At 60.4% G+C, this 15,404-nt stretch carries 12 protein-coding genes and 1 pseudogene; all 13 read left to right on the forward strand.

Annotated features, from left to right (window positions below; translation table 11 throughout):
* Positions 1-19 precede the first annotated feature (19 nt).
* The 13 genes and pseudogenes from miaB (at position 20) to infB (ending at position 15,306) form a co-directional block, all read left to right on the forward strand.
* Positions 20-1,387: a tRNA (N6-isopentenyl adenosine(37)-C2)-methylthiotransferase MiaB gene (gene miaB, locus ASTEX_RS00805; protein WP_041658393.1), complete on the forward strand. Its 1,368-nt coding sequence runs from the start codon at positions 20-22 to the stop codon at positions 1,385-1,387.
* Positions 1,384-2,343, forward strand: a complete 960-nt coding sequence (locus ASTEX_RS00810; protein ID WP_013477702.1) for a PhoH family protein — start codon at positions 1,384-1,386, stop codon at positions 2,341-2,343. Before miaB ends, ASTEX_RS00810 begins: the two co-directional genes overlap by 4 nt.
* A complete protein-coding gene (gene ybeY, locus ASTEX_RS00815; protein ID WP_013477703.1) occupies positions 2,336-2,806 on the forward strand; it encodes an rRNA maturation RNase YbeY in 471 nt (156 codons plus the stop codon). Before ASTEX_RS00810 ends, ybeY begins: the two co-directional genes overlap by 8 nt.
* Before the next feature lie 10 nt (positions 2,807-2,816).
* Positions 2,817-3,707, forward strand: coding sequence for a hemolysin family protein (locus tag ASTEX_RS00820; RefSeq protein WP_013477704.1), 891 nt, complete (start codon positions 2,817-2,819; stop codon positions 3,705-3,707).
* Positions 3,704-5,389, forward strand: a complete 1,686-nt coding sequence (gene lnt / locus ASTEX_RS00825) for an apolipoprotein N-acyltransferase (RefSeq protein WP_013477705.1) — start codon at positions 3,704-3,706, stop codon at positions 5,387-5,389. The genes ASTEX_RS00820 and lnt overlap by 4 nt, the downstream gene beginning before the upstream one ends.
* 86 nt (positions 5,390-5,475) lie before the next feature.
* Positions 5,476-5,895, forward strand: coding sequence for a helix-turn-helix domain-containing protein (locus ASTEX_RS00830; RefSeq protein WP_013477706.1), 420 nt, complete (start codon positions 5,476-5,478; stop codon positions 5,893-5,895).
* A gap of 159 nt (positions 5,896-6,054) precedes the next feature.
* The gene (gene metK, locus ASTEX_RS00835; RefSeq protein WP_013477707.1) at positions 6,055-7,227 is read left to right on the forward strand and encodes a methionine adenosyltransferase; all 1,173 of its coding nucleotides are present in this window, start codon (positions 6,055-6,057) and stop codon (positions 7,225-7,227) included.
* A 62-nt stretch (positions 7,228-7,289) separates the two neighbouring features.
* A complete protein-coding gene (trmB, locus tag ASTEX_RS00840) occupies positions 7,290-8,003 on the forward strand; it encodes a tRNA (guanosine(46)-N7)-methyltransferase TrmB (RefSeq protein ID WP_013477708.1) in 714 nt (237 codons plus the stop codon).
* Between the two features lie 104 nt (positions 8,004-8,107).
* The gene (locus tag ASTEX_RS00845) at positions 8,108-8,728 is read left to right on the forward strand and encodes a hypothetical protein (protein WP_144004581.1); all 621 of its coding nucleotides are present in this window, start codon (positions 8,108-8,110) and stop codon (positions 8,726-8,728) included.
* 162 nt (positions 8,729-8,890) lie between these two features.
* Positions 8,891-9,562 (forward strand): annotated as a pseudogene (gene rimP, locus ASTEX_RS00850) (ribosome maturation factor RimP); the annotation flags it as partial.
* 15 nt (positions 9,563-9,577) lie between these two features.
* Positions 9,578-11,218 carry a transcription termination factor NusA gene (nusA, locus tag ASTEX_RS00855; RefSeq protein ID WP_013477711.1) on the forward strand — a complete coding sequence of 547 codons (1,641 nt, stop codon included), beginning with the start codon at positions 9,578-9,580 and terminating at the stop codon, positions 11,216-11,218.
* Positions 11,196-11,924, forward strand: a complete 729-nt coding sequence (locus tag ASTEX_RS00860) for an RNA-binding protein (protein WP_013477712.1) — start codon at positions 11,196-11,198, stop codon at positions 11,922-11,924. Before nusA ends, ASTEX_RS00860 begins: the two co-directional genes overlap by 23 nt.
* Positions 11,925-12,087: 163 nt before the next feature.
* Positions 12,088-15,306, forward strand: coding sequence for a translation initiation factor IF-2 (gene infB, locus ASTEX_RS00865; protein ID WP_013477713.1), 3,219 nt, complete (start codon positions 12,088-12,090; stop codon positions 15,304-15,306).
* The last annotated feature ends 98 nt before the right edge of the window (positions 15,307-15,404 follow it).

Consider the following 15,404-nt stretch of genomic DNA (forward strand, 5'->3'; position numbering starts at 1 on the left):
GAAACCTCATAAGCACCGCATGAGTGAAACCGCATCCGCCGCATCCAAAAAGCTGCACATCAAAACCTACGGCTGTCAGATGAACGTCTATGACAGTGAGCGCATGGCTGATCTTTTGCGTCCACTGGGCTATGCCGTGTCCGATCAGGCCGAAGGCGCTGATCTCGTGCTGCTGAACACCTGCCACATCCGCGAAAAGGCGGCCGAGAAGGTCTATTCCGAGATCGGTCGTCTGAAGGTGATGCGTCAGGAAAAGGAAGCGCGCGGCGAAGGACGCATGACGATTGCGGTCGCAGGCTGCGTGGCGCAGGCTGAGGGCGAAGAGATCATGAACCGCGCGCCGGCCGTCGATCTGGTCGTGGGTCCGCAGGCCTATCACCAGTTGCCTGAGCTGATTGCCCGCACCACCCGCGCCAAGGGTGAGCGCCTGAAAGCCGACTTCGCACCGGAAGACAAGTTTGATGCCCTTTCGACTGAGCGTCAGGCGAGCGGCCCGACGGCCTTTCTGACCGTTCAGGAGGGTTGCGACAAGTTCTGCACCTTCTGCGTGGTGCCCTATACCCGCGGGGCCGAATGGTCGCGCCCGGTCGCCTCGATCCTTGAAGAAGCGCGTTCGCTGGCCTCGAAAGGCGTACGCGAAATCACGCTTCTGGGGCAAAACGTCAATGCCTACAACGGCCGTGAGGCGGATGGTGAGGAATCCACCCTGCCGCGCCTGATGCAGGCTCTGTCGGAGATTGAGGGGCTGGACCGTATCCGCTACACCACCTCGCACCCCAACGATATGACCGATGAGCTGATCCGCGCCCATGCGGAAAACCCCGCGGTCATGCCTTATCTGCACCTGCCTGTGCAGTCGGGATCGGACAAAATTCTGCGAGCCATGAACCGCAAGCACGGGCGTCAGGCCTATATCGACCTGATTGCGCGCCTGAAAGCCGCTGTGCCAAACATCGCCCTGTCCGGCGACTTCATCGTCGGCTTCCCCGGCGAGACGGAAAAAGATTTCGAAGACACGATGGACCTGATCCGCACCGTCGGTTACGCCTCGGCCTTCTCGTTCAAATACTCGAAGCGTCCAGGCACCCCAGCCGCCGCCATGCCAGGGCAGGTCGATGAGGCGGTGGCCGATGGCCGTCTTCAGGCGCTTCAGGCCCTGATCAATGAGCAGGCGCAGGCCTTTAAGGCTTCGCTTGTTGGGCAAACCATCGACGTGCTGTTTGAAAAGCCGGGTCGCTATGGTCAACAGGCCGTCGGGCGTTCGCCCTGGCTGCACGCGGTGTTTGCCGAAGACGCGGCGCACCTGATCGGTCAGATCGTGCCGGTGAAGATAGTGGGCGTGGGGAATAATTCTCTGATCGGGGAATTGGAAAAGGTACACGCTTGACCCTTGCCACCGAAGATTTCATCGAACTGAGCGAAGACAAGGTCCTGGCCCTGTCTGGACCGGCGCAGCGCTATCTGGCTTTGATCGAAGGCGCCTATCATGTGCTGATCGAAACGCCTGGCGGCGGGTTTCAGGTGACGGGGAAGGTGCGCGATCGTCAACGCGCCCACGTCATCCTCAACGCCCTGTCCGAGCTTTATGACGAAGGGGTAGAGATCAGCGAAGTCGATGTCCGCACCCTGATTCAGAATCCGACGGGTAAGTCACCGGTCTGGGCCGACCACCATGGTCAGTCGCATGTGATCGTGATGGGCCGCAAAGGCGCCATTGCGCCCAAGACGGAGGGACAGGCGAAATACTATCAGCAACTGCTGCGCAACGACCTGACTTTCGGGTTGGGGCCGGCAGGGTCTGGCAAGACCTTTATGGCCGTGGCGCACGGCACGTCACTGCTGCTTAAGGGGGCGGTGGATCGTCTGGTCATCACCCGTCCGGCGGTTGAAGCTGGCGAAAAGCTGGGTTTCCTGCCAGGTGATCTTAATGAGAAGGTCGATCCCTACCTGATGCCGATCTGGCAGGCGCTCGACGACATCCTGGGCGCGGAAGGCCTGCGTCGCCGCCGCGAGCGTAACGAGATCGAGGTTGCACCACTGGCCTATATGCGCGGACGCACCCTGTCCAATGCCTATGTGATCGTCGATGAGGCGCAGAACACCACCAAACAGCAGATGAAGATGGTGCTGACGCGTCTGGGCGAAGGCTCGAAAATGGTCGTCACCGGCGATCCGTCGCAGGTTGATCTGCCGCGCACTTCGGATTCTGGACTGGTGCACGCGGTGGGCCTTCTGAACGACGTGAAGGGGGTAGGGGTATCGCGCCTCACCGCCGAAGACGTCGTGCGCCACGAACTCGTCGCGCGCATCGTGCGTGCCTATGACAGCGAAAAGCATGACTGAATTTGCCCCTCTGATCGACATTGAGGTCGAACACGACAACTGGACTGAAGCCCTGCCGGAGGTGTCGGCGGTGGTGACGGGCGCTATCGAGGCGACCTTTGCCTATCTGGGTGCGAAGGAACAGCTTGACCTGGTGGTGCTGTTGACCGACGACGCCGAAATGAAGGCGCTCAACAAAGAATTCCGTCAGAAGAACGCCCCTACCAATGTGCTGTCCTTTCCCGCGCCCGATATGATGCACCCGCATCTCGGCGATATCGCTTTCGGGTTCGAAACCTGCGTGCGCGAGGCCAAAGAGCAGAAAAAAACGCTAAAGGCCCATGTGGCCCACCTCAGCGTCCATGGCGCTTTGCATCTTTTGGGGTATGATCACATCAATGATCCCGAAGCCGAGGAGATGGAAGACCTTGAGCGCAAGATCCTGCACGGGCTCGGCATTGCCGATCCTTACTTAGAGAAATAGGCCACTCACCATGCCGGAGCCTGACAGTCGTAGCGCCCAGCGCCCGACCGGACCCAGAAAGACCCTGTTGAACCTCTTTGGCCTTCTGGGGCCGGATGAGGCGGAAAAGCCGCTCAGGCTGAGCGACCGTCCCGAGGCTACCAACGACCTGATCGAACACGCCCGCGCCTTTCAGAACCTGCGCGTATCCGACGTGATGACGCCGCGGGTCGATATTATCGGCATCGAAGACACCGCTACCCTGTCCGAACTGGTGCGGGTCTGCGTTGAAAGCGAACATTCGCGTCTGCCGGTCTATAGCGACAATCTCGATCATCCAGTGGGCGTCATCCATGTAAAAGACGTGTTCAAGCTTTTGGCCCCCTCCGACGACCGACGCATTCCTGACTGGGACGCCCTCGTGACTGATCGGCTGAAGCGTGAGCTGATCTATGTACCGGGGGCGATGTCGGCGACGGACCTGCTGCTTAAGATGCAGACCGAGCGCTCGCACATGGCGCTGGTCATCGACGAACACGGCGGCACGGACGGACTGGTGACGCTCGAAGACCTGCTCGAAGCTGTGGTGGGTGACATTGCTGACGAATATGACGATGACGAAGTGGACGAACTGGTCGAAACCGCCGAGGGGCAGATCGAGGTCAGCGGCCGCGTTGAGCTGGAAACACTAGAGGAGCGGCTGGGTCTGCGCCTGTTCCCTGAAAACAGTGAGGAAGAGGTCGATACACTTGGTGGGCTGGTCGCTGTTCTGGCCGGGCGCGTGCCGCAGCCGGGCGAAATCATCCCTTACGCGGCGGCGGGGATAGATATAGAAGTGCTGGACGCCGATCAGCGCCGCATCAAACGCCTGCGTCTGCATCGTCACGAACGCAAACCCGACCTCATTCCGGAAGACGTATGACCCTGACCGATCTCGGTGCCCATCTCGCGCCCGCCTTCGCCCTGTACCGTCGCTATGTGGGGCCAAAGCGGCAGGCAGCGCTGATGGGGGTGCTGCTGGGGCTGGCGCAGCCGCCGTTCGGGTTTCTGCCGGGGCTTTTGGCCTACGCGGTCCTTCTGTGGAGCCTTGATCAAAACCTCGGCCCCAAACCGTTACGCAAGGCCTTTGCCATTGGCTGGTGGGCCGGGTTTCTCTATTTCCTCATCAGCTGTTTCTGGGTGGCGGAGGCCTTTCTGGTCGACGCCAGCAATCAGGGCTGGATGGCTCCGTTCGCCGTCTGCCTGCTGCCGGGGGGCATTGCCCTGTTCTGGGGAGCAGCGTTTGCAGTCTATTGCAAACTGGCGAGTGGGCGACTTGCGGGACACTGGTCACGATGGCTGGTTTTTGCCGGTCTGTTCTGTCTGTTTGAGTGGCTCCGCGGCACGATCTTAACCGGATTTCCGTGGAATCCCGCTGGCGCGACGTGGAAGGCGGGCTCGGCGATGTCGCAACTGGCGGCGTTGTTTGGTGTCTATGGCCTCAGTCTATTTACCGTAACCCTGTTCTCAAGCCCGGCGATCTGTCGTCGCCGACCAGGCCTTAAAGGGCTGTGGCCGGTGGCCGTGTCGGCGGCCACGCTGGTCGCAGCCTTCACTTTCGGGGCTGTGCGTCTGTCTACGACCGAGGTTGCGACCACGGGCACATGGATACGCCTTGTACAGCCGAACATCGGTCAGCGCGCAAAGTGGACAGAAGGGGCGCTGCTTAAGGTCATGCGCGGCTATGTTACCTACAGTCAGGCACACGCGAAGCGAGAATTTTTACAGCCTGTTACAAAACGTGATAATAAAGGTTATCCCGACGTTATCCTGTGGCCGGAAGGGGCGCTTCCAGACGCCGCTGAGAACCTGCTCGATCCACAATCGGAGACTGCAAACCTGTTTGCGGCGCTCCTCAAGCCCGATCAGGTTTTACTGTGGGGCGCCTATCACCGTGCGGTAGATGCCGATAACGCTCTTGTCTGGCGTAACTCCATGCTGGCGCTATACCGCGATGAGAGCGGTACGAACTATCAGGTGGTCTATTCCAAGTTCAAACTGGTGCCGTTTGGTGAGTTTCTGCCCTTCGAAAGCGTGCTGGAAAGCCTTGGTGTAAAGGAGCTGGCGCATGTCGGTGACGGTTTCAGTCCCGGTCCGCGCACGCATCCCGTCGAGGTCGCGGGATTGCCATCGTTTCTGCCGCTGATCTGTTATGAAGGCTTGTTCCCCGCCTTGGCCACGGGTGAAGCCAAATCGCCGCCCGCCCGATCAGGGCCATCATGGATTGTTAATATTTCCAACGATGCTTGGTTTGGCCCGACAACCGGACCTGTCCAGCACCTCAATCTTTCGAGCTATCGCGCTATCGAGGAAGGTATGCCCATGGTCCGGTCAACCCCTACGGGTGTGTCTGCGGTGATCGACCCTCTGGGGCGCATCGTGCCGGGCTCGGAAATCGGCATCGGTCAATCAGGCTTTCGTGATGTGATGTTACCTTCTGCGGTATCATTTGCCCCCTACACGCGGTGGCGGCACCTGCACCTCATGCTTGTGGCGCTTTTTTGCTTGATTCCATTGGTATTTGTGACTTTTGTAAACGTTAGCAAAAACAACCAAGAAAGTTGACCGCCTCCCAAATCCGGATGGGAGGGGGTGTTACGACAAAAAGCGGCTCGGCGAAAACGCCGGCTATATAAAGTAAAGAGGCAAAGTTGGACGAAAATTCTAAGACGGACCGCAGTCCGAATCCGGTTGATTTGCATGTCGGTGCGCGCGTGCGTATGCGTCGCAAGTTTTTGGGAATGTCGCAGGAGGCGTTGGCAGAAACCATCTCCCTGACCTTCCAGCAGGTGCAGAAGTATGAGCGCGGTTCCAACCGCATCAGCGCGTCGAAGCTGCACGAAATATCGCGGGCGCTTAAGGCCCCGGTAGCCTATTTCTTTGAAGGCTATGGTGAGTCAGAAGCCGTCGAGGGCTTTTCGGAGTCACAGTCCGAGCAGTTCGTGCACGGCTTCCTCATGACGACCGAAGGCATCGAATTGGCTGAAGCGTTCCCGCGCATTAAAAATGCCAAACACCGTCGCCGTATTCTGGAGCTGGTGCGCGCACTGGCTGAAGACAGCGAAGATTAAAAATTAAAGGTAGACCGACCTCCCCGCAAACCCCGCCTAACCGGCGGGGTTTTTATCGTTTGGGCACTCATAACAGCGGCCCTCCCACAAACGACTTGATCATATAAAGATATGTTTATATGAGTGTGCAACCACTTAGTTGAACAGCGGAGTTCCGCCATGCGCCCGTCCTACATCTTCACTTCCGAAAGCGTCTCCGAAGGCCATCCGGACAAGGTCGCCGACCGGATTTCCGATGTCGTAGTCGATGCCTTCTTGCGCGAAGACCCCGAAGCCCGGGTGGCGTGCGAGACTCTGGTGACGACCGAACGTGTCATTCTGGCCGGTGAAGTACGTGCCGCGGACGACAAGATGCGCGAAATCGTCGCGGGCCTGGAAGACAAGGTGCGCGCCGCCATCAAGGATATCGGCTACGCGCAAAAGGGCTTCCATTGGGCCACGGCACACTATGCCTGTCACCTGCACGCCCAGTCGGCCGACATCGCCATGGGTGTCGATTCCAGTGAGAACAAGGACGAAGGTGCCGGCGATCAGGGCATCATGTTTGGGTATGCCTCGGACGAAACGGCCGAACTGACCTCGGCCCCGCTGCAATGGTCGCACAACATTCTGCGTCGTCTCGCCGAAGCGCGTCACGGTGGTGATCACCGCCTTGAGCCGGACGCTAAGTCGCAGGTCACGGTTCAGTACGAAGACGGCGTACCCTCGCGCATCCTCAAGGTGCTGATCTCGCACCAGCATAAGGAAGGCCTGACGCCGAAAGACGTTGAAGCCATCGTCAAGCCCTATGCACTCGAAGTCCTGCCGCAGGGCATGGTGACCGCGGATACCGAATGGCTGGTCAATCCGACCGGTAACTTCGTCATTGGCGGCCCGGATGGCGACGCGGGTCTAACTGGCCGTAAGATCATCGTCGATACCTATGGCGGTGCCGCACCGCACGGTGGCGGGGCCTTCTCGGGTAAAGACCCGACCAAAGTGGACCGCTCGGCCGCCTACGCCCTGCGTTACCTGGCCAAAAACGTGGTAGCGGCGGGTCTGGCCAAGCGCTGCACGCTCCAGGTCTCCTATGCCATCGGCGTGTCACGTCCTTTAAGCTTCTACGTCAACACCCATGGTACGGGTCAGGTGGACGAGGCGAAGCTCGAAGCCTTGCTGCCGGAACTGATCGGCGGTTTGACGCCGCGTGGCATCCGCCTGCATCTGGGTCTGAACAAGCCGATCTATGAGCGCACGGCGGCCTATGGTCACTTCGGCCGCACGCCGGAAGACGACGGAGGCTTCTCGTGGGAGCGCACCGATCTGGTTGACGCGCTCAAGCGCGAGTTTTAAGAGAGCGGCTTTCCCGGCACCTCCTCTGATATCAGGGGAGGTGCTTTTGCAAAAGGCGCTCTATGTCAGACGAAACACCGCCCGCTATTTCGCCGTCGTGGGGACCCATGCGCTCATTCGGGCGCATCAAGTCGCGCACGTTGAAGCCGCGTCAGGCGGATCTGTTCGACACGCTGTTGCCGACCATCGAAGTCAATGACGCCCTGATCGCACAACTCACTTCCGGCGACATTGGCGGTTACAGCGAACTGTGGCTTGAGATCGGCTTCGGCGGCGGTGAGCATCTGGCGGCGCAGGCCGAGCGTAATCCTCAGGCGCTCATTCTGGGCTTCGAGCCCTTCCTAAACGGCGTTGGCTCGCTGTTGCGCCATGTCGATGAGCGCGGTCTGAAGAATGTGCGCATCATGCCCGGCGATGCGCGCCCGGTGATCGACCGCCTGAACGCGGCCTCGATCGATAAGGTGTTCATCCTCTTTCCTGATCCGTGGCCGAAAGCCCGCCACCACAAGCGCCGCCTCATCCAGAGCGAGACGCTTGACGCTCTGGCACGCGTTATGAAAGACGGGGCGCGACTGCGCTTTGCCACCGACTGGGCCGACTATGCCGATTGGACGCTGGAGCGCGCTGTGGCGCACGCGGCATTTGACTGGCCTGCACAGTCGCAAACCGAATGGAACACGCCGCCCGCAGATCACGTCACGACACGCTATGAAGAGAAGAAACTGGGTGATTGCGCGCCGGTCTTCCTCGACTTTTATCGTCACGCGCGAAATTGACGCCAAAAGGCCGCATTTCACCCCGGTTTGACGCAAAACTGTAGCCATGCGTTCCGTTTTGCTCTGTATTAACTATGGTTAATATTTGGGTGACGGGGTTGTTCATGGAAAGCCTGCATAAGGTTTCGGCGGGTTTTGTATTTGCCTTTCTGTGCCTGCACATGGCCAACCATTTCGTCGGATTGCAGGGGCTCGATACCCACATCGCCTTTATGGCCGTGGCGCGCATGGTTTATCGCCACCCGGTGGTCGAGATGGTCGTGCTGCTGGCCTTTCTGTTGCAGATGCTGACGGGCTGGGCGCTGGCGCGGGAAATCTGGATGAAGAAGAAGGATTTCGTGCATCAGCTTCAGGCGGCTTCGGGCGCCTACATAGCCGTTTTCGCCATCACCCACGTCGCCTTTATCTTCTATGTGCGTCAGTTGGTGGCTGTGGACAGCAATATCTATGTCATCGTCGCAGGCCTGATGCAGAGTGGCTGGATGTACGCACTTATCCCCTACTACGGGTTGGCAATCTTTGCCCTGTTTGTGCATATGGGCTGCATATTGTTCGACATTTTCAAGAAGAGCTTGCGGCCGGTGTCATGGGGGCTTCTGGTCACAACGGTCGGCATTGGCGGATACGCCACGTGGTTGCTGATGATGTTCTATACTGGCCATACGGCGGCCCTTCACGTGCCGCAGGATTATTTTGACCTCTATCCATTAATCCGTATGAAGTGAGGACGGCGGCCGCCCGTTTATTGGGCTTGGCAAACCGGCGGCAAGGGTCTATAAGCACCTCAACATCGTCCGAACGGCCTTGCGGCCCCGGCGGCGGCCCTTAAGAAGGCCGGCCGCTTTTTTGTTGCCCGAAACGTTGCTGACGACACATCTGAGGATTTATTTTTGCGCGCCAAGACCACCGAAGACCGCAAGCTGATCGAAGCCTTTGACCCAATTGCTGAAGCGTTGGGGCTAGACATTGTGCGCGTGCGCCTGATGGGCTCGAATAAGCCGGGCGGACCGCGCCGTTTGCAAATCATGGCTGAGCGCAAGACCGACGGTGACATCACCGTCAATCAGTGCGCCCGCCTGTCGCGTGCCTTGTCGGCGTGGCTGGAAGAGTCTGATCCGATCGTCGGCGAATACATTCTCGAAGTCTCTTCGCCCGGTATCGACCGTCCGCTGACCCGACTAAAGGATTTCGACACCTATTCGGGGCTGGAGGCGCGTCTGGAACTGGATCGTCTGGCCGAAGGGCGCAAGCGCTTTCGCGGTATCCTGACGGGCACCGAAGACGGCGAATACGTCGCTATCGACCTCGAAGGCGAGGAAGACACCGCCATGATCCCGTTTGACTGGATCATCGACGCCAAGTTGGTGCTCAATGATGAGTTGCTCAAGATCGGGGCCGAAAAGGCTGCCCTTCGCCGCGAACAGGGCGAGGATGATGAGGAAGAGGACGAGGACCTCGATTTCGGCGATGATGCGGACGCCGAATTTGACGACGAAGATTTCGACGACGCCGATGACGATTTCGGCGATGACGACGACGATAAACTGACAAAAAATTAAACTGGGAACAGTGACATGAGCTTTACCGGAATCAGCGCCAACCGTCAGGAACTGCTGCAAATCGCCGACGCTGTGGCGCGCGAAAAGCAGATCGACAAGTCGGTCGTGCTCGCCTCCATCGAAGAAGCGGTACAAAAGGCCGCCCGTTCGCGCTATGGGGCCGACCACGACATCCGCGTGCGCGTCGATCCGCGCACCGGCGAAATGACCATCACCCGTTACGTGACGGTGGTGCCGGACGAAGAGCTTGAGAACGAATACGCGCAGCGCGGCCTGACCGAGGCTTTGCGCGAGGACAAGGACGCCTTTGTCGGCAAGACCTACGACGAAGTCCTGCCGCCGTTCGAACTCGGCCGCGTGCAATCGCAGATGGCGCGTCAGGTCGTGACGCACAAGGTGCGCGAAGCCGAGCGTGAGCGCCAGTATGATGAGTTCAAGGACCGTGTCGGCGAAATCGTCAACGGGACGGTCAAGCGCGTCGAATACGGCAATGTCATTGTCGATCTGGGCCGTGGCGAAGGCATCATGCGCCGCGATCAGTCGATCCCGCGCGAGGCGTTTCAGGTCAATGACCGGATCCGCGCCTATATCTATGACGTGCGCCGCGAAACCAAGGGCCCGCAGATCATGCTGTCGCGCGCCCACGGCGGCTTTATGGCTAAGCTGTTCGCGCAGGAAGTGCCGGAAGTCTATGACGGCGTGATCGAAATCAAGTCGGTCGCCCGTGACCCGGGTTCGCGCGCCAAGATGGCCGTTTTGTCCAACGACAACTCGATCGATCCGGTCGGGGCCTGCGTTGGTATGCGTGGGTCACGCGTGCAGGCCGTGGTCGGTGAACTGCAAGGCGAAAAGATCGACATCATCCAGTGGTCGCCGGACGAAGCCACCTTCATCGTTAACGCGCTGGCGCCCGCCGAAGTGTCGAAGGTCGTTCTGGACGAAGAAGAAGATCGCGTCGAGGTCGTGGTGCCGGATGAGCAACTGTCGCTCGCCATCGGTCGTCGCGGGCAGAATGTGCGTCTGGCCTCGCAACTGACGGGCTGGCAGGTCGATATCATCACTGAGTCGCAGGATTCTGAGCGTCGCCAAAAGGAATTTGCCGAGCGTACCGCCCTGTTCCAGGAAGCGCTGGATGCCGATGAGGTTATCGCGCAGCTTCTGGTTACCGAAGGCTTCTCGACGGTCGAAGACCTCGCCTATGTCGATCAAATGGAAATCGCCGCCATCGAAGGCTTCGATGAAGACACGGCGGCCGAGCTTCAGGCCCGCGCCCGTGACTATCTGGAGCGTTTCGAGGCCGAGCAGAACGCCAAGCGCGTTGAGCTGGGCGTCGAGGACGAGGTGCTGAACGTGCCAGGTATCACCCTGGCCATGGCCGTCGCTCTCGGCGAAGCCGGTGTGAAGACAGTCGAAGATCTGGCTGATCTGGCCACCGACGAAGTGCGCGGCGGCTTTGAGCAGCGTGGCGCTGAAAAGGTTCGTGTGCCGGGCGCTCTGGAAAGCTTCTCCCTGTCCGTGGCCGATGCCGAGGCCCTGATCCTCAATGCCCGTATTGCTGCGGGCTGGATCGAAGCGCCGGAGCCGGAAGAGGCTTATGAAGAATCCGAAGAGTCTTATGAAGAGGAGGGCGCGAATGACGCCATCCCTGAACAATGAGACTCTTATCGATCTGAATGACGATCTGGCTGAGGCGGGGGAAATCTCGTCTCAGACCGTTTCCGTGCGCGTGGCAAACCGCAGGGACGTCGCTTCACACCAGTCGGTTTCCCGTGACGGCCTGATCCGCTTTGTGGTCGGGCCCGACGGCTTTGTGGTGCCCGATCTGAAGGAAACTCTGCCTGGACGTGGGCTGTGGCTGAAGGCCGATGCCGACAGTCTGGCTCTGGCCATCAAAAAGAATCTGTTCTCGCGTGCGGCCAAACGTGCGGTCAAAACCCCGGAAGGCCTTGATACCCTTGTGCCGGCCCTGATCCGCAGACGTCTGCTGGAGCAACTGGGGCTGGCGCGACGCGAAGGAAATCTGGTGACGGGGTTTGAAAAAGTCGCCACAGCGCTTAAATTAGGCAAAACGGCGCCTCATGCGGCCGGACGTGCCGCGTGGCTGATCGAAGCCTCAGACGGGGCCGAAGATGGTCGCAGCAAGCTACTGAACCTTAGTAATGGCCAGACGCCGTCCGTTGGACTGTGCGGCCTGTTTTCCAATGATGAGCTGAGCCTCGCCCTGGGGCTCGAAAATGTGATCCATGCCGCCCTGATCGAAGGTCGGCGGGCGGCGGCGTTTTCGCGTGAAGCGGAACGCCTTTGCGGGTTTGAGGCGTTGTTTCCTGCCCAATGGCGCGAAAGGCCCTTTAACTCAAACTGAAAAGCGACTATCAGGGCGTGATCTTTTCACGGTCTGATCGTGGCCAGAGCGATGTGCCGAGACTGTATGTGGCGTTTTTGACGGCCCCATCGCTTAAACCGAATAACGATTGTCCGAAACGAAGCCGGAATGCCGGTTTCATCATGTGTATGTTGCGAGCTGAATGAGCGATCCGAAAGACGATAAACCCGAAGCCCCCAAAGGCGATAATACCCGCGCTCCTTTGAGCCTGAAGCCGCGCGTCGGTGGCAATGTGTCCACCGGCACCGTGAAGCAGAGCTTCAGCCATGGGCGTTCCAAGACGGTGGTGGTCGAAACCAAGCGCCGCATCGGCACGCCTCCGCAAGGCGCGCCTTCGGGTGGGGCTCAGGGCGCCGGTGGCGCGCCTCGCTCCGGTGGTGAAAATCTGGCGCGTCCGCGTCCGGCTGCCCCGCAGGGGGCACCGTCTGCGCCCCGTCCGGCACCATCGGGTGGAAATTCGGGTGGTCTGCGTCAGGATGAGCTGGAGCGTCGCGCTCGGGTGCTTGAGCAGGCGCGCATTGATCAGGAACGCCGCGAAGCCGAAGCGCGCCGTCAGGCCGAGCAACGCGCCCGCGAAGAGGCGGCCCGCCGTGCGGCGGCTGCCGAAGCGGCACCGAAGTCCGAAGCACCCGCCCCCGCACCCGCGCCGTCCGAACCCGCGCCACAAGCGCCTGCTCCGGTTCAGGCCGAAGCTCCGCGTCGCAGCCCCATCGAAGAGGCTCTGTCGCGACCGGCCCAGCGTGCGCCGCGTGAAGACCGCCGTGATGGCTTCCGCGATGATCGCGCGCCTCGCTCCGATCGTCCGCAAGGCGATCGTCCGCAGGGTCAGTATGGTGACCGTCCCCGCGGTGACCGGCCGCAAGGTGACCGTCCTCAGGGAGATCGCCCGCCGTTCAACCGTGATGGTAACCGTCCGCAGGGCGACCGCCCGCAAGGGCAGTATGGCGATCGCCCGCGCGGTGACCGTCCGCAAGGTGACCGGCCTCAGGGTCAGTACGGAGATCGTCCGCGCGGTGACCGCCCGCAAGGGGATCGTCCGCCGTTTAACCGTGATGGCAACCGTCCGCAGGGCGATCGTCCCAACTATGGCGAACGCACGCCGCGTGGTGACCGTCCGCAAGGGGATCGCCCGCCGTTTAACCGCGATGGCAATCGTCCGCAGGGCGATCGTGGCCCCAGAGATCCGAACCGTCCGCAGGGCGACCGAGGTCCGCGTCCGGCCGGTGAAACCGTCCGCTATTCGGCCAATTCGCCGCGTCCGCCGCGTGGTCCGGCCGGTGTGGCCCCGAACGCTCCGGCTGTGTCGGAAGTCGATCGTATCCGTTCGTCGCGCGGTTCGCCGGTCGGCAAGCCAGGTGATGTGCGTGCGCGTACCGGAGACGACGATGATCGTGGCCGTCGCGGCGGCAAGGCCGGTGCACCGACCAAGGCCGTCTCGCAGACCCGTGGTGAGCCTAAGCGTCGCGAAGGCCGCCTGACCCTGCAAGCCGTTGTGGGTGACGACGAAGGTGCCGCCGACCGTATGCGTTCGCTGGCTTCGGTACGCCGGGCCCGTGAGCGTGAACGCGAAAAGCGCAAGGGTGTCACCACCGAACAGGCGCGTGTGTCGCGTGACGTGGTCATCCCTGACGTTATCACGGTTCAGGAACTGTCGAACCGTATGGCTGTGCGTGCCGTGGACATCATCAAGATGCTGATGAAGCAAGGGATGATGCTTAAGATCAACGACGTGATTGACTCCGATACGGCTGAACTGGTGGCCACGGAATTTGGTCACAACGTGAAGCGCGTCTCCGAAGCTGACGTTCTCGAAGGCTTTATCGACGCCGCCGACCATGACGACGATACCATTGTGCGTCCGCCGGTCGTGGCTGTCATGGGTCACGTTGACCACGGCAAGACCTCGCTGCTCGATGCACTTCGTAAGGAAGATGTGGCGGCCGGTGAAGCCGGTGGCATCACCCAGCACATCGGTGCCTATCAGATTAAGGTGCCGTCGGGTGAACGTATCACCTTCCTCGACACGCCGGGCCACGCCGCCTTCTCGGCCATGCGTGCGCGCGGGGCCAATGTGACGGATATTGTGGTGCTGGTCGTGGCGGCGGATGACGGTGTCATGCCGCAGACCATCGAAGCCATCAACCACGCCCGCGCGGCCAAGACGCCGATCATCGTGGCCGTCAACAAGATGGACAAGCACGAAGCCAATCCGCAGCGCGTCATCAACGAACTTCTGCAACACGAAGTCGTCGTCGAAGCGCTGGGCGGTGAAACCCAGATCGTCGAAGTGTCGGCCAAAACCGGCCTGGGCCTCGATAATCTGGTCGAAGCCATCCTGCTTCAGGCCGAAGTGCTGGACCTGCGGGCCAATCCGGACCGTACCGCCGAAGGCGTGGTGATTGAGGCCAAGCTCGACAAGGGTCGCGGTCCTGTGGCCACGGTTCTGGTCAAGCGCGGTACGCTGAAGCGCGGTGACATCATCGTGGCCGGGGGTGCTTGGGGCCGCGTACGTGCGCTCATCGACGAACGCAATGCGCAACTGCCCGAAGCGGGTCCGTCGCAGCCGGTGGAAATCCTCGGCCTCGATCAGGCCCCCGATCCCGGCGAAGCCTTCGCCGTGGTGGAAAACGACGCCCGTGCCCGCGAAATCACCGAGTACCGTCAGCGCGTGAAGCGTGAAAAGATGGTGGCTCCGGTGGGCGTGTCGCTGTCGGACATGATGTCGAAGCTCAAGGACAACAAGGTCAAGGAGCTTCAGCTTATCGTAAAGGCGGACGTGCAGGGTTCTGCCGAAGCCATTATCGGATCGCTGGAAAAGGTCGGCAACGAAGAGGTCCGCGCGCGGATCATCCATTCGGGTGCCGGCGGTATCACCGAGTCCGATGTGCAGCTGGCCAAGGGGTCCAACTCGCCCATCATCGGCTTCAACGTCCGTGCCTCCAAGCAGGCGCGTGATCTGGCCGAACGCGAAGGCGTCGAGATCCGCTATTACGCGATCATTTACGACCTGATCGACGACATTAAGGGCGTGCTGTCGGGCATGCTGGCCCCGATCCAGCGCGAAACCTTCCTCGGCAACGCGGAAGTGCTCGAAGTGTTCGACATCACCAAGGTCGGTAAGGTCGCGGGTTGTCGCGTCACCGAAGGCCGCGTCGAAAAAGGGGCGCGTGTGCGTATCCTTCGCGACGACGTCGTCATTCAGGAAATGGGCGTGCTCACCACGCTCAAGCGCTTCAAGGACGAGGTCAACTCGGTCGTGGTCGGTCAGGAATGCGGTATGTCCTTCGGTCCGTTCCAGGACATCAAGAAAGGCGACTTCATCGAATGCTTCACGGTCGAAGAGATCAAGCGAACCTTGTAATCGTCTTTCAGAATTGAGCGAGCGCGGGGCGAAAGCCCCGCGTTTTTTTGTGGCTGAAATTGTACGACTTGTAAAAGCGGCTATACTACAACCATACA

This window comes from Asticcacaulis excentricus CB 48, from assembly GCF_000175215.2.
GTDB classification, from domain to species: domain Bacteria; phylum Pseudomonadota; class Alphaproteobacteria; order Caulobacterales; family Caulobacteraceae; genus Asticcacaulis; species Asticcacaulis excentricus.